The 22,901-nt window shown below is 57.7% G+C and carries 21 protein-coding genes; 11 read left to right on the forward strand and 10 right to left on the reverse strand.

The features are described from left to right. Window positions 1-3 precede the first annotated feature (3 nt). Window positions 4-585 carry an RES family NAD+ phosphorylase gene (locus IV113_RS11135; protein WP_291084536.1) on the forward strand — a complete coding sequence of 194 codons (582 nt, stop codon included), beginning with the start codon at window positions 4-6 and terminating at the stop codon, window positions 583-585. A gap of 61 nt (window positions 586-646) precedes the next feature. On the opposite strand, the gene IV113_RS11140 is transcribed toward IV113_RS11135, so the two are convergent. Continuing rightward, entirely contained in the window at window positions 647-1,762 is a 1,116-nt protein-coding gene (locus tag IV113_RS11140) for a DUF4062 domain-containing protein (protein ID WP_291084539.1), read from the reverse strand. Window positions 1,763-1,920: 158 nt separating this feature from the next. On the opposite strand from IV113_RS11140, the gene IV113_RS11145 reads away from it, so the two are divergent. The 3 genes from IV113_RS11145 to IV113_RS11155 all read left to right on the forward strand — a co-directional run bounded on the left by IV113_RS11145 (window position 1,921) and on the right by IV113_RS11155 (window position 5,190). Then, window positions 1,921-2,466 carry a hypothetical protein gene (locus tag IV113_RS11145; protein WP_291084542.1) on the forward strand — a complete coding sequence of 182 codons (546 nt, stop codon included), beginning with the start codon at window positions 1,921-1,923 and terminating at the stop codon, window positions 2,464-2,466. Continuing rightward, window positions 2,459-4,894 carry a DEAD/DEAH box helicase family protein gene (locus tag IV113_RS11150; protein WP_291084545.1) on the forward strand — a complete coding sequence of 812 codons (2,436 nt, stop codon included), beginning with the start codon at window positions 2,459-2,461 and terminating at the stop codon, window positions 4,892-4,894. Before IV113_RS11145 ends, IV113_RS11150 begins: the two co-directional genes overlap by 8 nt. Window positions 4,895-5,043: 149 nt before the next feature. Further along, a complete protein-coding gene (locus IV113_RS11155; RefSeq protein WP_291084548.1) occupies window positions 5,044-5,190 on the forward strand; it encodes a hypothetical protein in 147 nt (48 codons plus the stop codon). On the opposite strand, the gene IV113_RS11160 is transcribed toward IV113_RS11155, so the two are convergent. From IV113_RS11160 to IV113_RS11170, 3 genes are all read right to left on the reverse strand, one after another. Beyond that, window positions 5,171-5,431, reverse strand: a complete 261-nt coding sequence (locus IV113_RS11160) for a hypothetical protein (protein WP_291084550.1) — start codon at window positions 5,429-5,431, stop codon at window positions 5,171-5,173. The genes IV113_RS11155 and IV113_RS11160 overlap by 20 nt on opposite strands. Before the next feature lie 171 nt (window positions 5,432-5,602). Further along, complete coding sequence (locus IV113_RS11165; RefSeq protein WP_291084554.1) at window positions 5,603-6,430, reverse strand: RES family NAD+ phosphorylase; 828 nt, start codon at window positions 6,428-6,430, stop codon at window positions 5,603-5,605. A gap of 135 nt (window positions 6,431-6,565) precedes the next feature. Next, entirely contained in the window at window positions 6,566-7,012 is a 447-nt protein-coding gene (locus tag IV113_RS11170) for a hypothetical protein (protein WP_291084557.1), read from the reverse strand. Window positions 7,013-7,316: 304 nt separating this feature from the next. Between IV113_RS11170 and IV113_RS11175 the strand changes: the two genes are divergently transcribed. From IV113_RS11175 to IV113_RS11185, 3 genes are all read left to right on the forward strand, one after another. Then, window positions 7,317-7,724 (forward strand): HAD domain-containing protein, encoded by a 408-nt coding sequence (locus tag IV113_RS11175; protein WP_291084560.1) that lies wholly within the window; start codon window positions 7,317-7,319, stop codon window positions 7,722-7,724. Between the two features lie 259 nt (window positions 7,725-7,983). Next, complete coding sequence (locus IV113_RS11180) at window positions 7,984-8,193, forward strand: hypothetical protein (protein ID WP_291084563.1); 210 nt, start codon at window positions 7,984-7,986, stop codon at window positions 8,191-8,193. Next, complete coding sequence (locus tag IV113_RS11185) at window positions 8,194-8,514, forward strand: hypothetical protein (RefSeq protein ID WP_291084566.1); 321 nt, start codon at window positions 8,194-8,196, stop codon at window positions 8,512-8,514. 6 nt (window positions 8,515-8,520) lie between these two features. On the opposite strand, the gene IV113_RS11190 is transcribed toward IV113_RS11185, so the two are convergent. Further along, window positions 8,521-8,949 (reverse strand): hypothetical protein, encoded by a 429-nt coding sequence (locus tag IV113_RS11190; protein ID WP_291084569.1) that lies wholly within the window; start codon window positions 8,947-8,949, stop codon window positions 8,521-8,523. A 354-nt stretch (window positions 8,950-9,303) separates the two neighbouring features. Between IV113_RS11190 and IV113_RS11195 the strand changes: the two genes are divergently transcribed. Further along, window positions 9,304-9,900, forward strand: a complete 597-nt coding sequence (locus tag IV113_RS11195; protein WP_291084572.1) for a hypothetical protein — start codon at window positions 9,304-9,306, stop codon at window positions 9,898-9,900. Window positions 9,901-10,026: 126 nt separating this feature from the next. Next, complete coding sequence (locus IV113_RS11200) at window positions 10,027-10,311, forward strand: hypothetical protein (protein WP_291084575.1); 285 nt, start codon at window positions 10,027-10,029, stop codon at window positions 10,309-10,311. A 109-nt stretch (window positions 10,312-10,420) separates the two neighbouring features. On the opposite strand, the gene IV113_RS11205 is transcribed toward IV113_RS11200, so the two are convergent. The 3 genes from IV113_RS11205 to IV113_RS11215 all read right to left on the reverse strand — a co-directional run bounded on the left by IV113_RS11205 (window position 10,421) and on the right by IV113_RS11215 (window position 13,192). Beyond that, window positions 10,421-10,855: an HU family DNA-binding protein gene (locus IV113_RS11205; RefSeq protein ID WP_291084578.1), complete on the reverse strand. Its 435-nt coding sequence runs from the start codon at window positions 10,853-10,855 to the stop codon at window positions 10,421-10,423. An 849-nt stretch (window positions 10,856-11,704) separates the two neighbouring features. Beyond that, entirely contained in the window at window positions 11,705-12,094 is a 390-nt protein-coding gene (locus IV113_RS11210) for a hypothetical protein (RefSeq protein WP_291084581.1), read from the reverse strand. 9 nt (window positions 12,095-12,103) lie between these two features. Further along, window positions 12,104-13,192 carry a hypothetical protein gene (locus tag IV113_RS11215; RefSeq protein ID WP_291084584.1) on the reverse strand — a complete coding sequence of 363 codons (1,089 nt, stop codon included), beginning with the start codon at window positions 13,190-13,192 and terminating at the stop codon, window positions 12,104-12,106. 1,527 nt (window positions 13,193-14,719) lie between these two features. Between IV113_RS11215 and IV113_RS11220 the strand changes: the two genes are divergently transcribed. Both IV113_RS11220 and IV113_RS11225 read left to right on the forward strand, forming a co-directional pair. After that, window positions 14,720-16,285 carry an integrase domain-containing protein gene (locus IV113_RS11220; protein ID WP_291084587.1) on the forward strand — a complete coding sequence of 522 codons (1,566 nt, stop codon included), beginning with the start codon at window positions 14,720-14,722 and terminating at the stop codon, window positions 16,283-16,285. A 423-nt stretch (window positions 16,286-16,708) separates the two neighbouring features. Next, window positions 16,709-19,141 (forward strand): ATP-binding protein, encoded by a 2,433-nt coding sequence (locus tag IV113_RS11225; protein ID WP_291084589.1) that lies wholly within the window; start codon window positions 16,709-16,711, stop codon window positions 19,139-19,141. A 15-nt stretch (window positions 19,142-19,156) separates the two neighbouring features. Here the strand turns inward: IV113_RS11225 and IV113_RS11230 are convergent, their stop codons facing one another. Both IV113_RS11230 and IV113_RS11235 read right to left on the reverse strand, forming a co-directional pair. Beyond that, window positions 19,157-21,802 carry a PAS domain S-box protein gene (locus IV113_RS11230; RefSeq protein WP_291084592.1) on the reverse strand — a complete coding sequence of 882 codons (2,646 nt, stop codon included), beginning with the start codon at window positions 21,800-21,802 and terminating at the stop codon, window positions 19,157-19,159. Beyond that, window positions 21,799-22,878, reverse strand: a complete 1,080-nt coding sequence (locus IV113_RS11235) for a sensor histidine kinase (RefSeq protein WP_291084595.1) — start codon at window positions 22,876-22,878, stop codon at window positions 21,799-21,801. Before IV113_RS11235 ends, IV113_RS11230 begins: the two co-directional genes overlap by 4 nt. Between the last annotated feature and the right edge of the window lie 23 nt (window positions 22,879-22,901).

Raw genomic sequence — 22,901 nt, forward strand, 5'->3', positions numbered from 1 at the left:
CCCATGAAATTCAAAGATCTCAAGCCGCCTGTTATTGAACTGCCTGCACCCTGCGTTTTTCATCGCGTCCAGCTGATTCGGCCCCGCGCCCACAGCATTCGAATGAATGGCTTGTCCCTGCCCCCGCTTGGCTTGATGCAAGGGCGCTTTTGTTTGTCCAGCGAGCCGGTGGCCTATCTGGCCAATAGTCCGGAGACGGCACTGTACGAATCTCTGCTCAGGCGCGAAACAGTGAGCAGAACCCTCTCGGAACTGCGCCGCAGATGCCTGGTGGAGTTCGTCACGTCAGGACCACTGCGTTTGGCCGACGCGCGTGGCTTGGCCGAGCCATACCCTGTGCTGCAGTCGCTTCGTGTGTCTCAAACACAGGAGCTGGCTGCAGAATGCAGAGCCATGGAACTCGATGGGGTGGTGTACGCCTCTGCGCAACATCCCCAGCACACCTGCCTTGCGCTGTTCAGTTCCGGCATCACCCGACTGAGCAAGCGAAGCTCTAAGCGACTCGTCAAGCCAGGAACCAATCGCCTGCTGCAGGTGTTGCAAGTCGCGCTATGGCGTTCGGGGGTGCCATTGGATGAGTGTTGATCGATGTTGGGGGGTAGATGGCTTAGATGACGGTCATCAGCGAACGTCCAACCGCGGTCGCTTACTTTTTCCGCTGCCTGCGCATTGGCACCATGAGGTCTTCTGCCAAGCGTGCGGCATCGAATTTCAGCGACGCTCGCGGGCGGTCTCGCGAGACAGGCTTGTCCGGCCCTGAGAACATTCTCATGGTTCCCGAATTCGGGCTAGCGTCTTGCTCGGCTTGTGTGCGCCATCCCAGATGATCCGAGGCGTCTAGCATCGCCGCGATGCCGACGTGCATGGCGCGCTGTGTCGGATCCACGTGGTCCAAGAGCCAGGCGGAGAAGGAGATCGCGTTGGCAAGTTCGCGAAGAACCGTCTCCTCAATCACCCCTAGCATTGAGCCAAAGCCTTGATCCCGTCGGCTACCGCGCTCGAGCAAGAGCCGCAACTCGATCCGCCCCTTCTCGTCGATCCTCGCCAACGCCCCGCCCTCTTGCGACAGGACCAATGCGTCCTCCTCGATTGAGGTCTCCACCCTTTCTTCTTTCCCGAAAATTCTCGGGGAGCCGAACATTGCCTGCTGCTGGATGGCGTCGGCCAGACTTTCAGCCTCCAGTTCCGCTGGCCGAAGGATCTGGCGCACTGGTCCGCATGTCAATGCGAATCGCAGCGCCGTTCCCCCCTGTCCGCGATCCCTCTCGTGACGTGATAGCAGAGCCTCTGCGTCCCGAGCAAGCGCGGAGCCATCAATCGGCCCTGATGCATGCGCCAGTTCGTAGGTGTGAATGGAGCGCGTAATCAGGGTCCTCAGCTGCTCAGGCGTCTTGAACCCCTCGCGGAACAAGCCGCCCTGCCAGCCTTGTGCCTCCCTGAGCAGTTCCTGCTGCTTGGGCTCTGGGGTCACGCCTTCCAGTACGAACAGCAGGATGGGCTTGTTGCCTCGCGCCTCCAAGTATTCCTCGTGGGTGGGTGAGATGCCTGAGCCGGGCTGCGCCTGCCCGTATCGGTCGACCAAGACCAGGGCGACAAGGTCCGCCGATCTCAGCGCCTGAAGGCAGGCGACCTGAGGCGAGGTAGCTTGCGCGCGGAAGTCCTCCGCCATCACTGGCTCGTGGCCAAGGGAGGTGATTGCGTCGCGCGCGGCTTGCCGTAGCGCTTCGTAGCCGCCGATCAATGAGCTGATAAAAACTTTCATTCGCCCATTCTGCCGTGGGATGCACGTTCAACAGTGCTCTACGATGTGACGCCAGAATTGATATCAAGGCCTTTTCTCGGCGCGCAACGGTTGGTTGAGCAGTTGCTCGCCTCATCGCATGTCATTGCCAGCGAAGCCGCCAGACCAAGCACGCCCTAATGGCCACGAAGAAAACAAGTCCCACATGGAGTGATATCAAGTCCAGTCTTGCCGGCCTGGACCGAACCGACCTGCTTGCCCTGGTTCAAGACCTCTACACGGCCAGCAAGGACAACCAGGCATTTCTGCACGCCCGAATGCATTTGGGCGACGATGCCCTCAAGCCCTACAAGGCCGCCATCACCCGCTGGCTGTGGCCTGATGTGTTCAAGAATCAGGACACCTCAGTAGCCAAAGCCAAGAAGGCGATCGCTGACTACAAAAAGGCCGGTGGCCAGCCTATCGGGCTCGCAGAACTCAAGGTGTTCTATTGTGAAGAGGCCTCGGGTTTCGCTTGCGAGGTCGGTCTGCAAGACGAAGGCTTCTTTAATGCAATGGTACGAATGTTTGAGCAGGCGTTACGAGCCATCGGCACTTTGCCTGATGCACAGCGGCCCGCGTACTGGCTGCGCCTTGATGCGGTCCGGCAGCGATGTCACGACCTTGGCTACGGAGTGAGCGACGAAATGCATGACTTGTGGGCTGCGCACGTGGACGATGTCTGAAACCGAAAAAATCGCGGGGCTGCAGGCCGAGAACGCGCGGCTGGTGGCGTTGCTGGAAGCGCACGGTATCGAATGGCATCCGCGGCCTTCGACAGATGATCGGTCCGTGTCAGCAGCCGAGGCCGAACCGCAACCGGCGCGTTCCAGTCTCACCACTGCTGAAAAAGTGGCCCTGTTCCAGCGGCTTTTCCGGGGACGCACCGACGTGTACCCAGTTCGCTGGGAAAGCAAAACCTCGGGCAAGTCGGGCTATGCCCCGGCTTGTGGGAACGAATGGCGCGCCGGCGTCTGCGAGAAGCCTCGCATCAAGTGCGGTGACTGCAATCAACGGCTCCTGCTTCCCCTGTCAGATGCGGTGATCTATGACCATCTGGCAGGCAAACAAACGGTGGGCGTCTACCCACTTCTGGAAGACGACGCTTGTCACTTCCTTGCGGTCGACTTCGACGAAGCCGAATGGCGACAGGACGCCCTCGCATTCATGCAGTCATGCAACGAGTTGGGCGTCCCAATGGCGCTGGAGATTTCGCGCTCGGGGCAGGGCGCACATGCCTGGGTGTTCTTCGCTGGACGTGTACCGGCTCGCGATGCGCGACGCATGGGCACCGCCATCATCAGCCACACTTGTGCGCGCACCCGGCAGTTGAAGCTGGCGTCCTACGACCGCTTGTTTCCCAACCAGGACACCATGCCCAAAGGCGGCTTTGGCAACCTGATCGCCTTGCCCTTGCAGAAGCACCCGCGCGAGAACGGATGCAGTGTGTTTGTGGACTCGGAGTTGCGACCGTACCGCGACCAGTGGGCGTTTCTCGCATCCGTTCAACCGATGGCGCCGCACGACATCGAGCCCACCATCCTGCGCGCCACCGGGGGGTTACATCCCCTGGATGTCACCTTCATTGATGATGAGGACTTGGCGACGCCTTGGAAGCGCGAGGTCATCAAGGCCAATCGGTTGATGGGCGCGATGCCCGATGCCCTGACGGTGACGTTGGCCAATCTGGTTTATTTTGAGAAGCCAGCGTTGCCCCAGGCGCTGGCCAATCGGCTGATCCGCCTCGCCGCATTCCAGAACCCTGAGTTCTACAAGGCTCAGGCGATGCGCATGTCGGTATGGGACAAGCCGCGAGTCATCGGAAATGCCGAGAACTATCCACAACACATCGCTCTGCCGCGCGGATGCCTTGAGGCCGCTCAAACCCTGTTGAAGGACAACGGCATTCGCTGCGACCTGCGAGACGAAAGGTTTTGCGGTGAGGCCATAGACGCGGACTTCGTCGGTACGCTTCGGCCAGATCAAGAGCAGGCCGTCGTTGCCATGCTGCAGCACGACACCGGGGTGCTGTGCGCACCCACAGCGTTCGGGAAGACAGTGACGGCGGCTGCCATCATCACCCGGCGTGGTGTCAACACCTTGGTGCTCGTTCACCGCACCGAGCTGCTCAAACAATGGCAGGAGCGTCTGCAGACTTTCCTCGGCCTGGACAACCGTGGCCGCAATGGGGTTGTCGGCACCATCGGCGGCGGCAAGGCCAAACCCACCGGCCAGATCGACATTGCCGTGATGCAGTCGCTATCACGCCAGGGTGAGGTGAATGCGCTGGTCGAGAACTACGGGCAAGTCGTTGTGGACGAGTGCCACCATGTGGGTGCTACCTCTTTCGATGCGATTCTCAAGCGGACCAAGGCCAAATACGTTCTCGGACTCACGGCAACGCCGGTGCGCCGTGATGGCCAGCAGCCCATCATCTTCATGCAATGTGGTCCCATTCGACACACGGCCACCAGACCGGCCAGTGCACCGCACGACCTGGAGGTGGTGCCGCGATCTCGGTTCGCCCGCATCGACCTACCGGGCACAGCTGGAATTCAAGACGTGTTTCGGCACATTGCCTCGGACCTCGCTCGCACCGAAGCCATTGCTGCTGAGATCGCAGCGGCCTTTGAACAAGGCCGCAAGGTACTGGTTCTCACCGAACGCACAGAGCACCTCGACGCCCTTCTCGTGTGCCTTGGCACCAGAATGGCAAAGCCATTTGTATTGCACGGACGGATGTCCAAGAAGCAGCGGGCCGCCTTGATCGAAGAGCTTGAGTCACTGCCGCCCGAGGCCCCTCGTATCCTCTTGGCCACAGGAAAACTGGTGGGTGAGGGTTTCGATCACCCACCGCTGGACACCTTGGTGCTTGCCATGCCGGTGTCCTGGAAGGGCACGCTGCAACAGTACGCTGGCCGCCTGCATCGTGAGCACGCCAGCAAGGTCGACGTGCGGATCATCGACTTCGTCGATACGGGCCACCCGGCGTTGGTGCGGATGTGGGAGAAGCGCCAGCGCGGTTACCGCGCGATGGGGTACCGAATGGCGTTGGACTCGAGCAGCAGCGCGGGTGTTTTGCCGCCCCTTTTTGTTGCCGGGCAAGCTACCTGAAACATCTTTTTGAGTTTCGGAGGTAAGCGGATGGCCAACCCATCTTGCACATGACGGTTGTTGATGGTCATCACTCCAACCTGGGGAGTGCGCTGGCTCCCATAGACTTGCGGTGCACCGCCACCGTCAGGCGGTCGAGATTTGCACCGATGATGAGTTCCAAGCAGACCATTCTGGATCGCGAGTTGTTCACGCAGGCCCTGCGCCCCATGGGTGAGGAGGACCTGCTCTATCTCAACCGCATGATGGTTGAGCGCCTGAACCAGCTGGCCCAGGCTAACTCGTCACGAGCTTGATGCCCCACAACTTGATCATCGCCTCAACCCGCGACTCACCCTCGGGCACCAGCTTGAACAGATCGGCTCGCGCCCAGCGCAGGGCGTCCAGACACACAAGCATGTCGTCGCCGATGGCCACATCCACGCTGCGCAATTCGCAGAGGTCGAAAGGGTAAGCGCGGCCGTTGAAAGTGCCAGCCAGGAAGAGCGCGATCTTTTTCGCCTGGCCGGTATCGCATTCCTCGGCGATCTTGAGCAACCTGGCGAACGCATGGGCTGCCTGCGCCTGTGCTGTGTTCGCGCACTGCAGCCATTACTCCTGGTCTGCCAGGCGCTTGGTCATGAACGCGTCGTGATCGACTGAAGGGGCCTTCATGGGTTCAGGCTGGTTCATTTTGGTTTCTGTAGAACTTGATTGAATTCAGCTTATTCAAGGCCTCATGCTCGGAACAACAGATTCCCAGCCCTCGAGCTCAGAAGCCGATGACTCGTCAAGGCGAACATGCTTTACCCCGTCGGGAGCAGGATCTGAGAGCTCAACAAACGAAGCGCTGGCAAGCTGATCTGGGAAGATGGCCACACAGTCGCCAGGCGCCTTGCTGCTTCGATAAATGATGCCTTCAAATCCAGCTTGGCGCACGAGGTTCGACAAGATGTGGCTTGGAGCCGGCAATCCGAACTGAGCTGGCCAGAGACGCCAATTGTGCTTCGCTACCGATTCGTGGATGCGAAGTGGCGTGTTGATCATGAACAGGCTGTTCGCGGGGATCTGCAACTTCTTCTTCAGCTTCTCCGCTCTGGCCGGCAATTTGATTCTTCCCAGAACTCTTGCGAGCGCGGTGAGCGAGATCATCTCTCGAACGTCAAAAAGCCGGGTGAATGTACCGTGTACAAAAACCGTGGAGTGACTGACTCCGTGCTCAAGCGCCAGTTCTTGCGGTGTAAGGCCTTGCGTCAGTTCATCGCTGGGCAACACGAATTTTTCTCGGAATGCAGTCTCGTAGTCCTGCGCGATGTACAGCGCTGGCCATGGGTTGAGCGACGAGGCATCCACATCCAGACCGAGGTTGAAGCGTCCTCCGTAGCCGTGCAAGCTGCCTGCTGCGGAAAGTGGGGCGTTGCCGTATTGATAGGTCACGATGCGGACCCACCTCTCCATCACAAGCGTCGCCGGCTCAGTACATGTCAGCGCATCGATGATCTCTTTGTGAAGACGTCTGCGCTCAGGCTCCAAGCCAAAGTAGAGGACGTCGTGCAACTCATCCAGATCGCTGGAGAGGGTCGCCCAATTGCAAAGATTAGCCTCACTGAAGCGATCAAGCTCATATAGGCCTTGCGGCTCAGTCGAAGCTGGCGGCCCCTTCCACGGAGGTAGCTGTTTTGGACGGTGCACTCAGGCGCTTGCCAAGTCAAGCTGTGCGGATGCCCCACGCCTTGCCATGATTGCATTGAAAACGAACCGCCGAAGCCGTTCGTATCGTCCGAGTCGAATCATGTCGCGAGGAGAGATGTCCCCAAGCATGGGATTGCGAGCCTTGAACCAGGCGACGGTTTTGTCTTCGCTCCCCTCGAAGGTCTGAGCGACCATGTTCATGATGTTGGCAATCTCCTCAATCCGCTCACGCACAGCAAGCGGCATCGATTCGTCGTAACGAACCGATGCGGGAGCTACGGTAGAGATCTTGGAGACGTCATCCTTCTTGAGGGCAAGAAGAGAGGTGACGCGCTTCGCATCGAGGGACTTCCCGACACCCAGATGGAGGAAATCCTCCGGCACCGTGCCAAAGAGACCAAGGCCGCCAGCCTCTTTCGCTGCAGCCTGGAAGGATGCTTGCATCATGAATGGAGTCCTCTAGAGATTGCGTCCGACCACGGATCAACCACGTTTGAACCATGTCATCCACAGATATTAGCAAATTGCTATAGCGTCCGCTATGCCTCCCGTCTGGAAGCGGGGATTGGAGGAACAAGAGGAATGACTTGGTTGCCCGAGGGCCCGCAAGTTCACCCCGAAAGGCTGCACAGGAGCGCGCGTTCGCATGGGGCCAGCTCTGTACCTTTAGGGCTATTCTGCTCACCATGATCGACACCATCGACCCTCAGCACTCCCAAAGAGTCAAGCTGCCTCGCGTCAAGGGACCACCGTGCTCTACCTGGACTACGACGGGGTGCTCCACCATGAGAACGTCCTCTGGCACCCGCGGCGTGTGGTTTATGCCGGACCGCCAGGGTTCGTGCTGTTCGAGCACGCAGCCCTCCTCGACGAGCTGATGGCTCCTTACCCGCAGATGAGCATCGTTCCGAGCACCTCCTGGGTTCGCACGTATGGCTGCTATGGAGCTGCGCAGCGCCTACCTGAAGGCCTTGGGCGCCGCGTGATCGGCGCCACTTTTCACAATCAAATGAACGAGCAGCTCCTTCTCATGAAGCCCAGGGGGAAGCAAATGATCGAGGATGTTGCTCGCCGGCGTCCTATTGGTTGGCTGGCACTGGATGACACTGATGAGGGTTGGCCAGACCACCCCAGCGACCGCGTGATCGTGACGGACTAGCATCGCGGGATCGCGTCGCCTGGAAATGCGGAGCGCATTGCCGCTGCTCTCCATCGGATGAAAGTGGAAGCGAGAGCCCATTCTTCAAGCCCGGCCTGGTGATCAAGGCCTGATCTTGCGCTGCACCAGCGCTCATAGTATCACTGTTGAAATGCGGCACGCATACACATATAATGTGTACCAGAGTCATTTAAAGGACCACGTTCGGCTCAGCGTGGCGCGGTAAACAGGCCGTGGAAATTAATCTGGAAGGCACTCCATGAAGCAAGTACGTAAGCAACTCATCATTCCTGAAGAGATGGACCGGAACCTTACCCAGATAGCTCTGGACAGCGGCACAACCGCTTCCGAGATCGTTCGAAAGGCCCTCACCCTGTATATGGTGGCGGTCGAGAAGAAGCGCGAGGGTATGAAGTTCGGGTTCGCGAAGCAGGCGGACCGCCTCGACACCGAGGTAATTGGACTATGAATGACCCAGCAGACCCTCAACACTCAAACCCCTAACACCCTCGATCTCAATTCCATTCCAGGAAAAACGACCGTCACCTGGCAGTCGGACGAGACTCCCGAAGAGCGAAGTCACCGCCTGGCAAAAGATCATCGAGACCATCTCAATGCCATTGCATTGGGGTGGATCCTTGTACTGCTTGTTGGCGGCTTGGGAAGCGCGGCAGCGTATGCCGGCATCACCGCTGACACCGATGGCGCTCGGTCCGCGGCCTGGACGGTCGTTGCTGCCACGATCGCCGCGGTGCCTAGCTTCTTCGCTGGCAGATGGAGCTCAAAGTAGCGCCACTCAGTTTTCCTTGTCGTCTCTGTATCCGGGCGGAGCCTTGGCATCAATGGGGATGACCACCCCTGATACTGCCGTGCCAATACTAGAGATGGGTGCGGGAAACGGACGCCCGTTGGTGAGGAGCTTTTGCTTTCCTCCACTCACGTCCTTCGCCGCCTGTTTGGACGCGGCGTAGAGGTGGGTGACCAGGGGCACGGTATCTTTGGTGTTGCTCAGGACCCGCTCGGAAGGTTTCATCGTCCCTTTGGCGATGGCCTGGATTTCCTCGATCAGCGCGTTGGTCGATTGGATCATTCCAATGTGCAGCGGGTGCTGCAGGTCGGCATCTTTTTTGGCCATCCCAAGACGATGCCGCACAAGCCCGGCCTCTTTGATGAATTCCTTGTCCGTGAGCCACTTGCCTAGTGCAAGGCCCGACGTGTAAGGCAAGACATCGGCTCACCCGCGGGCCGGATGAAATGACTCATTCCAAACGCGCAGCGCATGCTCAAACTCTTGGAACCAGCTACTCCGCACGCCCCCATCCTGACCACCATCCCACGAAGAAGGCCCGAGCTGCATTGCTGGGGGCCGATTGGACACAGCTTGTTTTTCTTCCACCGGATCGAAGGCTGCAATCGGATCATCATTCCCGTTAGCGCATTTCAGAGTCCCGTGTGCTTCCCCCCGAGGAGTCGCAGCGTTCCTCATATTTAGAACGTGGTTTGCAAATGGTTCTTTTGAGGTCATTGCGCAATCACTTCATGCAAGTGAGGTTGCGAACAACGAATGCTGTCAACACACATGTTTTTTGAAATCTCTTCACGAGCCTGCATTTTTGAGCACCTAATTGTGGTGTGTCGTCGTCTGGGTTGGGCTACGATGATTTTCCTTAGATCGCGCAGCCATGAAGTAATGCCGCTTTTCCATGGTTCATGGCTTCAACGGTGTGGTCCGGAAAGATCATCGCTGGGCATTCGGCAGTCACCGATGCTGGTCAATGCCTTTACCTGTTTCAATCAGGGAGGCTGCATGTCTGGAGGTAACTGGAAAGAAATGTATGCCGCTGCCGAAAGCGGTGATCTCCCGCTGGTCGAGTACTACGTGAAGCTGGGTGTCGACATCGACTACGCCCACCCTGAGTTTCTGTCGACCCCGCTGGTGGACACCATCCTCGCCAGGCAGGAAGAAGTTGCCGTCTACTTGCTCGACGCTGGCGCCAACCCCTGTTTGCATTCTGAGTTCGATGCCATGACGCCTATACAAGCAGCGCGGCATGTTGGGCTGGTAAGTCTGGAGGCCAAGTTGATTGAACTCGGTGCCCCCGCGCTCCCGCCGTCGGAGGTGGAGAAGAGTTGGCTGGTCAGGATGTTTGGTCGTATCGCTGCGCGATCCCGATAGGGCAAATCCCCGCGCAGAATCACTAGACCGAAATTCCAGTCCAGCAGTGGATTTCAGAGGTTCAACACGGTAGGTCGGGTTTCACCTGAATGCCTAAGACCACTGAGGCGAGTAGCTTGCGACTGTATGCACCAAAACGAGTTCGATCCACTTGAGTTGCGCCGCTCGATGCGGCTTGCGCTTGACCTTGTGGCTGCTCACCGCATAGCCAAGGGCTTGACGATTGATCTGGAACGTATGACCGCCATCCGAGAGACATTGGAAGAACGGCTGACGCTCGCATTGGCTGAAATTGACATGGGATCGATGCCCTCGACCTGGTCATGGCAGAAAGCCGCAGAGACGCTTTCTGTCGAGATCGCTCTGCAGATCATTCGCGAACAAAGGAACGAACCTAAGGACCCTGTGTAAAGAGTCGGGTGAAAGTGGCGATGCGTTGCTCGGACATCGCCACTCTCATTTCAGTTCTGGTCTTTTAGATCGATCGGTCGCCAGACTAAAAGCCCCGCGCCCGAGGCAATCAAAGTGCGGCATCCTTGATTTTCTTGAGTGAACGGACCTTCACTCGCACAGACGCGGGCTTGGCCGCGAACTCTCGCTCGACCTTGGTGAATGGATCGATACCGCGACGCTTTTTCTTCGCTGGGATGGCTTGAGTAGTGATCTTGAGCAGACCTGGCAGAGTGAATTCGCCCAAGCCTTTCTTGTTTAGAGAGGCGACCATTGTGGCTTCCAGCGCTGACATCACGGCTTTGACTGACTTGGGCTCGACGCCGGCCAAGTCTGCGAGGTGAGCTTGCAGCGTGGTCTTGTTGAAGACTGTTTTGATCGGCTTCAGTGGTGCAATAGCTGTGGCTGGCTTCTTCGCAGAAGCGGTCTTCTGGGAAGTCCCTACAGGCTTCTTCGATGTGGCAGATGCCTTTTTTGGGGTAGCGGGGGTTTTTGCAGTTGCCATGGAGAGTGGTTCTTTCGAGTGATGTGAAGCGCAAAGCGCGCGACCCGATTGTATGAACTCAAGTCATGGGCGAAATGCGCGCGCGTCACGAGTTTTGTCGTCTTGATCCACAGGGTCAGACCCGACGCATCGCACCTCGTTTTAATGTCACTTTGGCAGGGTTGGTCGCAAGCGATCACGGCATTGCGATGAGCTTGGCCGACCAACGAATTGCGGGTGGTCAAAAACGAACTGGTGGACTTTTCCTTCAATCGCGACGCCCGGGAGAAGCTTGACTCTATCCGCTGGGAAGCGTTTGATGCCCAGCTAAAGGCGCGTCGCAGGGCGCCTTGAACACCTTGCAAGCCTGCGCACACGCGGGGGCAGTGTGGTGAACATAGACACCAACCTGCTTCAAAACTCGGTAGTTATGAGCGGCGTTGACAAGGGCCTTATCAACTGCCCGCTGGCGCCAGAACTGGCCGAAGCAGCCTAAAGAAGATCAGCCACCCAAAAACTGCTGATGTATCAGGTCGGTCGACAAACCCAGATCCTTTCGATTTTAAAGTAGGCGGTCAGTCTGATTTCCTCGGGTTACATGGTGCCAAGACATTAATGCACCTTCTTCCAAGTGATGAAGCGACCGTTTTTGAATGATTTGTCGCCGTTCGAGTGCTCATGGCCCCAATAACTGGTTATCGCGGCTGAACTCCTTCAAGAATTCTTGGGCGTTTGTGCGCGACATTCTTGATCGGACGTTAGAAAACACGAAACTGGTGGTCGCTCCCAGTCGGTTACCGAAGTGTAGCCGGCCTCGCACCCGCCCGGCCAACTGGAGTTGGCGTTCAGCTACGGTGAAGAAATGCCGTTTCACGAAGGTGAAGGCTCATCCATTGACTCATTGTTTAAATAACGTGGGTGGGAAGTTTTCTTCTTGCGCGGCCCCATCATTGCTGCCTCAATGTCGTTGCCGAAGGCAGTCGTGAAAGCTTGCTCAAGGACATCACGCTGCGATGGGAGCGCCACCGGCACACTTTCCAATTCTGCGGATCCGCGGCCGCCGACCGCTTCAACCGTTTTTGCATGAGTCGGTATCGCGCCAATGGTCATCAGGCCATTGCCCACCAGATAACCGATTCGAAGGAAGTAGGCGGCCTCCCGTGCTCTGGCACGAACAGGCATTCGCTCAAAATGGGAGCAGACATCACCCATACTCACGTCAAGCTGCACCTTTATTACCTGTCCAGTCGTTTTTTTCATCTTGTCCTCTTAACGAATTTGATCCGTTTTTTGAGGATGGTAGAGCTCTGCAGCGATCTGAAACCCACGCACGTTGGAGAAGATTGGATCCGGCTCCAGAACCATGCTGTGCCGCAACTTCGGGTAGTTTTTGGCGATGAAATCGTGATAGACAGTTGCGCCACCGCCAGTCATCAAGATGGTCGAGAGGTTGTCTGTGTCCTCGACTTTGGCCAGCATGGCTTGTACAGATTCGTAGAGCACTTCATCAACCGCGCTTTGATACTTGCGCATGTCGAACTCTCGTGCTCCAACGGTGAAGGTCGCCGCACGTCTTCGGATCGCTTCGTCAATCTGCTGAACGATATCAAAGCGTTCTTTCCAGTCTGGGTCAATCATATCTGCCACCGCATATGAGCAAGCTAGCATTGAACTGGGATAGGCACCCGAACGCTCCCAGTTGGGAGTCCTGCCATGTGAGAGAAACCAGTCTAGGGTGCCACCGCCTGCGTCGACCACCAAGCTCCATGCTGGTTTGCTCGTGAAACCAGGATTCTCAACACCAAAGTTGAAGAGCGAGCCCCGGGGTTGCGGCATGACAGATGCACGGTTGACTGTGATGCGAAGCATGGACCCCTCACGACCCGGAGAGTTCACGAGGTGCTCCCCCCTGGCGCGCTCCTCAAGCGCCTCCGCCATCTCTCCATAGTTGTTCATTGGCAGCCCAAGTACCAAGTGGTCAATAACCAATTCCTGAGCTGCGCCTGCGTCTTTGGCCATGTAATACAGTGCACCTCGCATTAATGCGGTGTACTTTTTTGACATGCTGTACTCAGGAAGCACCTTGCGCGGATCCTTGCCAGAGCTGTGAAAAATTGCGTCACGACCAACGAAGTAGGAGATGCCTTCGATCTCGACAACACAGCCATCGCTGGCGATTTCGACCGCACTCGTCGTCCGTTTATTGCTGGCCTGGCGAGGGGCGAGGGAGGGAAACATGTGAGCACTGATGAGGCTTTTCGACTCGAAGGACTTTCGACCTGTCGTGTATTTCACATTGAAGTACCCCACATCGATCGCTCGGGCATCGACTTCCACGATTTTCATGTCACGTTGCATCTGAACTCTCCAGTTTGTTTGCCTGCACGACTATGTGCTGGAGGTAGTTTCCGGTGACTGCCTCTTGCTTGCAATTCAATCGGACCAGTTTTGACACCTTTTTTCGAGAGCCATTTTTTTCGGGCCCGTTAGAGGCCCGCCACGGCCTCGCTCAGGCTTATCCATGACCGACATCATCGTTGACGCCTCACAACGTCAAGCCCACAGCCCGTGGAGGGCCCGGGACCGGCCTAACATTCTCTCGGCTCAGCAGGGCCGCACAACCCAACGTGCTGTTCCACCGTGGAGATTCGGTAGTCCGACTCAGAAAGCTGGTCGCCTGAGGACGAAACTGGGCGGGCCCGGCGATAAACACAAACCGGTCGCCGCCAAGGACTGGGTTCTGGTTTTGGGCTAGCTGCAGCGCTTATTCACAGCCTTAAAAATTCTCGCTTTACAGGTTCGTTCCCAGACAGAGTGATGCATAAAGCCAGGAGACATGCGGCTTCCCGGGGGATCGCAAGCAGTGAAACACACAGTGAAACTAAATTTGGAACAGGATTGTGCCCTGTGAGAACGAGTTGCTAACACCAACTGGTCCGATCGGGTTGCCGTCTTCGGCTGGGCCGGTTATCTTTCGTTTGTGCATGTCCATGTGACATCTCAGAGTGGCAAGTCCCCTCCATTAACAGGTTGGTTAGCTCCATCCATCCTCCACCGTGAGGCCCCATGCTGCAAGCCTTGTGCATGTAGTAATACAGCGAGCCCTAAATGGCCCGTTCCCCGGTCCAATGTGGCCAGCAGCCGAGCCTTTGATGAGGAACGGAAGTGGTGAAGTCATTGTTTTGACCTTGCCCACTAGCGACAAAACCCACGGCCTGCACAGGCCTACCTGCAAGCCTCATCCCCTGCGATGGCGTTTGTGTGGCCGCTTTCGCGGAATCGCTATCTCACGTACCACAACATGATTTTGATTGCCGGTCCTCTAGGGGTTCGGCTGCAAACGGGCGCTACCGCCTGACTCTTTAGTCGGGAGCCAGTAAGGCGTAATTCGGTATTTGCGGGACATAGATTGTTATTGGCGCCTCCGATCAAGTCCGGGGGTGAAGTGAGAGAGATTGGGTAGCGAACAGCTACTTCCTGGGTGGTCGCCCTCTCGACTCTGTGCGCTTGTAAGGGCGTGCGGTTAACCCTTCTCCACGCTCATCAGGGCGTTGAGTTGCCCTTGAAAGAGGGATCCATGCAAGAAAGTTTTGCTGGGTAGGAGATGTTGCTAACGAACGTTTCAGATTTGACTTGGGAATGCTGTGCCTCTGGGCCTAAACAGGGGTGGATTGAACAGGCGTGTACAGCGAAAGACGAGATTGCAATGTGCGGTTACACCCGGAGCACCGGAAAGCTGCTTTAGAGAGGTGAAAGGGCGCGTGCTGCGTAAGCGGGTCGCGAGTGGTTTGCAGGGTGCATAGGTGAGGCTCAAAGAAGTATTTTTTTGGTTGAGCTTAGAGCACACCGGGCCTTGAAAAAGTTGCTGTTTTTTATATGGAAGGAATGAGTTTCATGTGGGACGAGGATTTCACTGGACAGTCGGACGATATGCCAGCAAGTGAGGGCCCGCACGAGGGAGAAAGCAGGAAAGCCCGTGTCACAAGAGAGAAGGTTGAGGCGAAGAAGGCCAATGCCAGCATCTCTGCCCAGGCCAAAAGCGAAAAGCACGTTGCACAGCGTCGGCGAGCCGGGGCAGGGGTGAGCGAGGCGCTGCTCAAGGAGATCGTGACCAAGCATCGCGGTGACATAAAGCGCCAAGTCACGCAGTTCATGAGGAGGTCATCGATGCCGGCGGCTAAAGGTCGTGTGCGTCAGGTGAGTGACAAGACGCGGAGCGACTTCGGCGACAACCTTATGCGTGCGGTGATTCAGCTCAAAGAAATTGGGATGCCGATTCAGAATTTGAGCGAATTGAGTGCTAAGCACTCCATCGCTCTCATTGTTCATTGGAAAAAAATGGGGCATGTAGCCGCAACTATCCAGACCAAGTTGAGCGCGATGAGAAAGTTCTTCTTGCTGGTCGGCAAAGAGGAGATGCTGCCCAAGGCAGTTAAGTTGTACGGCATCCTCGCGAAGAAAGGCATCGATCACAGTGGGCTGCGTCGATCGCAGATCGCTACCACGAGCAAAAGCTGGACCATGAAGGGCGTTAACGCGAACACCGTCCTGAAAGACGCCTATGCCGAAGACATGTACGTAGGCATGTACCTCGAAGCTGAGGCCTTGTTTGGAATGCGACTGAACGAGGCCATTCACTGGCAGCCGAACGCATCGAGCGACCCACGGCATCTTTTCATTTTCCATGGGGCGAAGGGTGGACTTCCTCGCTCAGTAGAGTACTCGAGTGACCCCGTACGTGAATCTCAGCAGCGAGAGTTTGTTGCACGGGCCAAAATCGTTGCCCAAGAGCACCCTCGCGGCGTGCTGATGCCCAAACGCAAGACAGTGCGGCAAGCAAAAAACAGGTTTTACACGGTAATGAAAAAGATCGGTGTGACCAAGTCCCAATTGGGCGTCACCGGCCACGGCTTGCGTCACGAGTTTGCAGCCAATCTGTACGAGGAAGTTTCCGGTTTGCGTCCACCCGTTGAAGGTGTTCACACTCCGCAAGAGTATGAGGACCGTCTGGGCGCAGTGGATCAGGCGGAGCTGGCTGTGTCCCGAGCTTTGGGTCATGCGCGGCGTGCCGTCTCAGGTGCCTACAACGGCTCACGATTCCAACTGACGGGCAGCAAGATGACGAGAGAGGGGCGCATGCTGCTCAACAATCTGGTGAACGTGCTGGAGAACGAGCGTGTGGCCGACGTGTTCCGGGAGCAGGGGACAGACATCGCGTGGCTAACAGGTGCTGCCGCGCGCGGGATTTTGCAAAGCACCAATCAGCCTATCGAGATCACGGCGCGCATGAAGGTCCAAGCTGATGGGTTGGAAGGCGTTTTCAAGCGTTTTGAGGAACTGGACATGAAACTGGGTAAGGCCGTCCAGCGCAAGGTAGTTCTTGTGATGTGGGCCAAACGCGACGATCCGGATCCTGCAGAGGATGGCTACGTGCGCATCTACGGTTGGTAATCTTGGGCTGGGGAAAACGCCGGATTGGTTGTCGGTTCTCCTGTCTACCATCGCCGTTCTTAAATGGGTGCGCCGTTCTTGAATTGGGGATTTGGGTCTGCGCACTGGAGCGCCGCACCCCACCACGGGGCAACGCGCTGCGCGTTTGTTTCGACGGCTTGCCTGTGGCATTCATTATCCGCATCATCCCGTTCACGGAGAACCCAGTGCCCGTGTGCGCTTCACTGCATGTGCCCAACTATCCTTTTGTTCGGAGAGCGACGCAGTCATCGCGGACCTGGCACGGGCGCATACTCTCTGGCAAATACTCGACCGGACACGGAGAGCGGGCAGTACCTTTCTAAACTGCACATCCTCTGGAGCATCGTTAATGGCTGTGGACAGTGAGATCCAACCCGGGCCCATCAAATCTTGTTCCTCACCATGTCTAACAACAAACAATTGCTCACCCGTATCGACTGGAGCCAGACTTCGCTAGGGCCGAGAGCACTCTGGCCGGTGAGCATGAACGCGGTCATCACCGCCATCATGGATTCCGAGTTCCCGATCTGCACTGCTTGGGGCGACGAATACATCCAGATCTACAACGAGGCATACAACGCCATCTACGGTGACAAGCATCCGACCTGCTTCGGACGTGCCGCGCGAGAAAGCTGGCCTGAAATTTGGCCGTTCCTGGAGCCGGCCCTGAACCAAGTCTGCACCAGTCGAGAGGCAATGTGGTTTGAAAACACCATGCTGGCGCTCGTTAAACATGTCGATCCAGAGGAGTGCTGGTTCGATTTCTGCTACAGCCCTCTGTCGGACGAGCGTGGACACGTGTTGGGGGTCATGTCCGTGGCCACCGATAAAACCGCCGAGGTTGTCTCCCGGCGTCGTAGCGAGAGCTTGGCGCTTTCTGTGCCCGATACCGTTTCAGATCCTTTGTTCGCTGTCGCCAATTCATTGAAGGCGGTACTGAGCGGGAACGAGATGGATATTTGCGTAGGTGCACTGTACGGCGCTGACCCTCACACGGGCGCTGCGACCGACGTTCTCTGGACCATTCGAGTGGAACCCTGCGACAGGCAAGCACTTCGAGACATCCTGCCGTACAACCTGCAGCTCAAAAAACAAGTCCAGCGGTTTGAGCTGCCCAATTCTGGGCTGGGGCAGGAGTCATGCGCCAAACAAGGGGTCTTGATGGCTCTACTGGATCAGCACGGCCGGCCAGCGGGATGGTTGCAACTGGTGCCCCATCGATTAGTGCCACACGCAAGCCATTTGGACTTCGTAAGATCTCTCGCAGAGAGAGCAAGCCGGGTGTTTGGCGTGCTGCAATCCCACGCACACGAAGTTGACGAAGTCCGCGCTGAGCTCACCAGCAATGAGCAGCTTTACCGCTTTCTTTTCGACAATATTGATGACGCTGCCTTCTACACCATCAACTCGGGCGCGGCACAAGAAGTCGAGATCATCGCTGCGGCCAATCACAAGGCCAGTGAACTGTTGGGATACCCACTCAGCGATCTTGTCGGTATGCGGCGTGAGCACCTGTTCTTTCCGGATGATGCGTCGTTGATTGAGGCGGTTCGAACACGCAGCCAGGACAAACTTTTCGTCGGGGAGATGACCTGCCGGCGCAAGGACGGAAGTCCGTTGTTGGTGGAAATTTCCTCTCGGCTGATCGAATTGCCCAACTCGCAGACTCGATCTGTCTCGCTCATGCGCGACATTTCGAAACGCAAGCGAATGGAGCAAGAACGAATTGAGCAAGCGCGTTATGAGGCAATGTCGCTACTGACGGGTGGGATCGCACACGATTTCAATAACTTGCTCACTGTTATCCTCAACAGCATCGAGCTGATCGAGATGAATGTGACGAAGGACGCAGGTATCGGCCCATTCATTGAAAATGCAATCAAGTCGGCTCATCGTGGCGCCGCCTTGACCAACCAGCTGCTGGCGTATTCGCGTCGACAAGTACAACAACGCCGTACGATACAGATCAACGATGTCGTGGTCGAGTCGCGCGAGTTGCTTGAAAGCTTGCTGGGCTCCCATGAATTGTTTCTCGACCTGGCCACTGAGTTGCCCTTGTGTGCATTCGACCCCACGCAACTCACCACCATCATTTTGAACCTGGCAGCGAACGCCCGCGACGCAATGGATGGCATAGGGCGGTTCACCCTCACCACGCTCTACGATGTCGAGAAGGGATTTGTCGTTCTTACCGCCCGCGACACCGGCAGTGGTATCTCACACGACATTGTTCATCGAATTTTTGATCCGTACTTCACAACGAAGGCCATCGGACACGGCACGGGTCTCGGCCTTGCGATGGTCAAGGGTCTGATGAATCAGGCTGCGGGGGATGTGACGGTCAACAGCGTGCAGGGGCAGGGAGCCTCATTCACATTGCGCTTTCCCGCAGTTCAGGACTCGCCCCTTGCCCCCTCTGACCGGACTGTAGCCACGATCCACATCTCAACGTCGATCCATGCACTCAAAGTGCTCCTTGTGGATGACAACGAACTCATCCTGAAACAGACGGCTAACATTCTTAGCGAAGAAGGCGCCCATGTCAGCGTGGCGGGCTCTGCGCGGGAAGCGCTTCGGATAATTGCCCAAACGCCCGACCTGGACTTGATCATTTCAGATGTGGTCATGCCAGGTGGGATTACTGGCTCCCAGCTGATGTATGAAGTTCACAGTACAGCGCCAAACGTTGCGCGCTTGTTGATGAGCGGGTTCGTTCCAGAGGAAATGGGGCATCCTCCTCAGGCGTCAGATGAGATTGCGCTTTTAAGAAAACCATTTACGCGAAGCGCGTTGATGGCGGCTGTTCGGAAAGCGCTTGAAACGGCTCGGCATTGAGCCTGTGAAGAAAGATCACTTGTCGCGGTCTGGTGAAAGCGCTTGACGCACGCGATGGGCAAGCTCTCCCCGCCGGTAGGGTTTGTTCAGCAGCATCACGCCAGCGTCCAGCCGGCCTTGGTGAACGATGGCGTTGTCGGTATAGCCCGATGTGTAGAGCACAGGCAGATCAGGCCGAGAAGCCTGGATGTTATCGGCCAGGTCGCGTCCGCTCATGCCACCAGGCATCACCACATCCGTGAACAACAGATCGATGTCGGGATGTTGCTTGAACAGTTCCAGTGCTGCCGGTCCGTTGGCCGCTACCAATGTGCGGTACCCAAGGGAGTGAAGCTGAGCGCTGGCAAAGTGACGCACCAGATCGTCGTCTTCCACAAGAAGCACCAGCTCGCCCCTTCCCAGGGGAACCTCCTCCCGAGCCGGTGCGACTGGCTCGGGAGGAGCGGCGTGCGAGCGCGGGATGTATATCTTCATGGCCGTTCCCTCACCGGGTTCGCTGTACACAGACACATGCCCACTGGATTGCTTCACAAATCCGTGCACCATGGGCAGACCAAGCCCCGTGCCCTGGCCTTTGGGCTTCGTGGTGAAAAAAGGCTCGAACAGCCGCTGCTGTACTTCGCGCGTCATGCCTATACCGGTATCCGTGACGGTAACCACCACGTAGTCTCCCACTTGCGCGCCGGGGTTTTTTTCTGCGTAGGTGGCATCGAGGTGACCGATATTGGTCTCAATCAGCAAGTGACCACCCCCGGGCATGGCGTCGCGTGCATTGATGGCCAGGTTGAGCAGCGCGTTCTCCAATTGACCCGGATCCACCAACGCGGGCCACAGATCCAGCCCTTGCACCACTTCGATCTGGATGTGCTCTCCCAGAGCGCGGCGCAACAGCGGCGCCATCTCACTCACCAGCCGGTTCACATCCACTGGTTGGGGCGACAAGGCCTGTTTGCGCGCGAAGGCCAGCAAGCGCTGAGTCATGGCCGCGCCACGCGCGGCCGCTTCAGCAAGGGTGTCAACCAGTTCGCGTTCGATGCTCCCCTCGGCGGATCGGTCGCGCAGCATTTCCGCATTCCCCATCACCACAGTCAGCAGATTGTTGAAGTCGTGCGCTACCCCACCAGTGAGCTGGCCAATGGCTTCCAGTCGTCTGAGTTGGCGCATTTGCTCAGCAACGCGGCGCAGTTCAGTCACGTCGCGAAAAAAGATGGTGACGCCGCCGTCTTGGCTGGGGTATGCGGTGACCTCAAACAAAGCGTTCAGCGGTGAGAAGTATTCTTCGAACCTCACCGTGACCTGCTCGCGCCGGCAACGTTCGTACTCGCTCTGAAAAACCGAACCTCGTCCTTGTGGAAATTCGTCCCACACCGTGGTCCCGATCAAGTCTTGCCGGTCGCGTTGCAAAAGATGAGCGGCGCGGCCGTTGACCACGGTCACGCGCCCTTGCGCATCCAGGGCCAAGACCGCGTCATTGGTGCTTTCAAGAACTGCCTCATATCGGTTGCGCGCGTCCACCGCATGGCGCTCCAGCTCCACGCGGTCGTGTATGTCAACTGCAGTCCCGCACCAGGCTTCTTCCTGGTCTGGATGAAAATGTTGCTTGATGGAGCGCGCCAGATGCCAGCGGTACTGACCGTTGAGAGCACGCAATCGAAAGACGTTCTCGTAGCGATTGCTATTTTGCCGAGCCTCTGTCCAGACCGAGATCGCGTTGTTGCGGTCATCGGGGTGCACCAAGTCGAGCCAACCTTCACCCATCGCATCGCGCTGGGCCACGCCACTGAGCTCAGTGATCGCGGGGCTGATGTAGTCAATGTGCCCCTGGGCGTTGGAGGTCCATACGATGAAAGGCATGGCCTCGGCGAGGCGGCGCCAACTCTGCGCACTCTCGGCGAGTTGGCGCTGGGTTTGCTTGTGCGCGCTCACGTCTTGAATCGCGCCATGCAGGCGAATGATCTTCCCACGCATGTCGCGCTGCGCGCGTGCCGCCACCCGAACCCAACGCACCGGCCCATCAAAGGCTCTCAGTTGGAACTCGTCGTCAAAAGGCACGCCTGTTTGCAGGCAGGCATTGAACATCGTTTCGATACGCGGACGGTCGGCCTCTAAGTAATAGGACAGACCCTCTTCCACGTCAGGCTGGTGACCGGGCGGGCGGCCGTGCAACCGCGCCACCTCGGCAGACCACTCAACGCGCATGGTGCGCAGGTCATACGACCAACCGCCCAGCTGCCCCAATGCACCGGCAATCTCGAGCAGGTCTGCCTGACCCTGGGCTTTCTCATGCACAGCCACCAGACGGCGCTGAAGGCGCAGTGTGAAGAGTCCAACTGCCATCGCCAGCAGCAGCGCAAGCATGGCCGCTACCCGATTGGCCACCAGCAGGTGCAGCGGGAAGCCCGCCGGTGGCGGCGGCGACAGCCAGCCTGCCACGGGCACCAGCACAAGAGCAGTCAAGGTGATGGCAACCAGCACACCTGAATTTCGCCCCAGCAAAGCAATAAGAACCACGGGCAGATAGAGAATGCCGTGAGCAAAGCCTTGCGGGGTGCTCAGGTCGAAGGCAAAGGTGAGCGCCAGCAGCGCAAAAGCGAGAGGCGGTATCCAGATGCGTCTACCGATGTGCCGGGCAGCGCAGGTGGAGCGCTCCCGATTCATCATCGAATCTCTCCCAGACACGCTCGCAGCACCGTACCTCGGCCCGGCTGGCTACGCACCCGAAGGCTCCCTCCAGTGAGTTCGCAGCGCTCGCCCATGGTGCTCAGGCCACGCCCGATGGCGGTCCGCTCATGGGGGCGGCGAGTGTCGAAGCCGACGCCATCGTCAGCGACCATTACCTCAAGGGAACCAGGATCACGGAAACGAAGACGAACCACCATGCGCTGAGGTCGAGCATGGCGCATGGCGTTGGTCACAGCCTCCTGCACGACACGGAAACCCAAAGCAGATTGAACACCGCCGCGCTTGCGCTCTACCCCATGGGTCTGTAACTCAAAGTCCACGCCAGCCGGCGCCAGCATGACCTCTGCCAAAGACTGAACAGTGACGACCAGTCCCTGATCATCCAGTTGTGCAGGGCGCACGGCAAAAGACAAGGTGCGCATCTGCGAAATCGCATCGCGCAGAATGCCATAAGACTTCTCCCGCAGTGATCGGGCCTCGTCGGTGCTATCGGCCGCATCAGCGGCTTGCATGTGCAACTGCAGGGCCGTTAGCGTCTGGCCCAAACTGTCATGCAGGGAATCTGCCAAGTGGCGGCGCTCATTCTCTTGGGCTTGCACCAGCTCGGCGGCGAGCGACTTCAGGCGCTGGGCTACCGCTCGGTTGTCAGCCAGCAGACGGCGCTGTCTTTCGCGCTGGTCGCGCGCTTCGAGTACCCGAGTGATCACCATCGGCAAAGTGGCAAGACGATCTTTGCTCACATAGTCGGCCGCGCCAGCTCGCAAGACCTCCACCGCGGCACCTTCACCTACCGCGTTGCTCACCACAATCAGGGGAATGTCCAAGCCTCGCGCGGTGATCTCGGCGATTGCCCTGAGTGGCGAGTAACCGCCCAAGTGGTAGTCACTCAGGACGATATCCACCCCCTGCGCGAGTGCGGTTGTCACGCCTAAAGCATTGTCGGTGCACTGCCACTGCAATGGCTTGGCAAAACGCCGCGCCGCCAGCCGCACCAGCACCAGGTCGTCGGGATCATCTTCGATGCAGAGCACACGCAGAGGTTTAGAGTCTTCCATCGGTATCACACAGGGTATTCTTG

This window comes from Hydrogenophaga sp. (assembly GCF_018780385.1).
In the GTDB taxonomy this organism is placed as follows: domain Bacteria; phylum Pseudomonadota; class Gammaproteobacteria; order Burkholderiales; family Burkholderiaceae_C; genus Hydrogenophaga.

Coding starts and splice junctions, on each gene's coding strand:
- IV113_RS11150 (WP_291084545.1), top strand. CDS start 2,459: ATGTCTGAAACCGAAAAAATCGCGGGGCTGCAGGCCGAGAACGCGCGG.
- IV113_RS11230 (WP_291084592.1), bottom strand. CDS start 21,802: ATGATGAATCGGGAGCGCTCCACCTGCGCTGCCCGGCACATCGGTAGA.
- IV113_RS11140 (WP_291084539.1), bottom strand. CDS start 1,762: ATGAAAGTTTTTATCAGCTCATTGATCGGCGGCTACGAAGCGCTACGG.
- IV113_RS11170 (WP_291084557.1), bottom strand. CDS start 7,012: ATGATGCAAGCATCCTTCCAGGCTGCAGCGAAAGAGGCTGGCGGCCTT.
- IV113_RS11235 (WP_291084595.1), bottom strand. CDS start 22,878: ATGGAAGACTCTAAACCTCTGCGTGTGCTCTGCATCGAAGATGATCCC.
- IV113_RS11205 (WP_291084578.1), bottom strand. CDS start 10,855: ATGGCAACTGCAAAAACCCCCGCTACCCCAAAAAAGGCATCTGCCACA.
- IV113_RS11200 (WP_291084575.1), top strand. CDS start 10,027: ATGCACCAAAACGAGTTCGATCCACTTGAGTTGCGCCGCTCGATGCGG.
- IV113_RS11145 (WP_291084542.1), top strand. CDS start 1,921: ATGGCCACGAAGAAAACAAGTCCCACATGGAGTGATATCAAGTCCAGT.
- IV113_RS11180 (WP_291084563.1), top strand. CDS start 7,984: ATGAAGCAAGTACGTAAGCAACTCATCATTCCTGAAGAGATGGACCGG.
- IV113_RS11135 (WP_291084536.1), top strand. CDS start 4: ATGAAATTCAAAGATCTCAAGCCGCCTGTTATTGAACTGCCTGCACCC.
- IV113_RS11215 (WP_291084584.1), bottom strand. CDS start 13,192: ATGCAACGTGACATGAAAATCGTGGAAGTCGATGCCCGAGCGATCGAT.
- IV113_RS11185 (WP_291084566.1), top strand. CDS start 8,194: ATGACCCAGCAGACCCTCAACACTCAAACCCCTAACACCCTCGATCTC.
- IV113_RS11210 (WP_291084581.1), bottom strand. CDS start 12,094: ATGAAAAAAACGACTGGACAGGTAATAAAGGTGCAGCTTGACGTGAGT.
- IV113_RS11155 (WP_291084548.1), top strand. CDS start 5,044: ATGATGAGTTCCAAGCAGACCATTCTGGATCGCGAGTTGTTCACGCAG.
- IV113_RS11220 (WP_291084587.1), top strand. CDS start 14,720: ATGAGTTTCATGTGGGACGAGGATTTCACTGGACAGTCGGACGATATG.
- IV113_RS11225 (WP_291084589.1), top strand. CDS start 16,709: ATGTCTAACAACAAACAATTGCTCACCCGTATCGACTGGAGCCAGACT.
- IV113_RS11195 (WP_291084572.1), top strand. CDS start 9,304: ATGTTTTTTGAAATCTCTTCACGAGCCTGCATTTTTGAGCACCTAATT.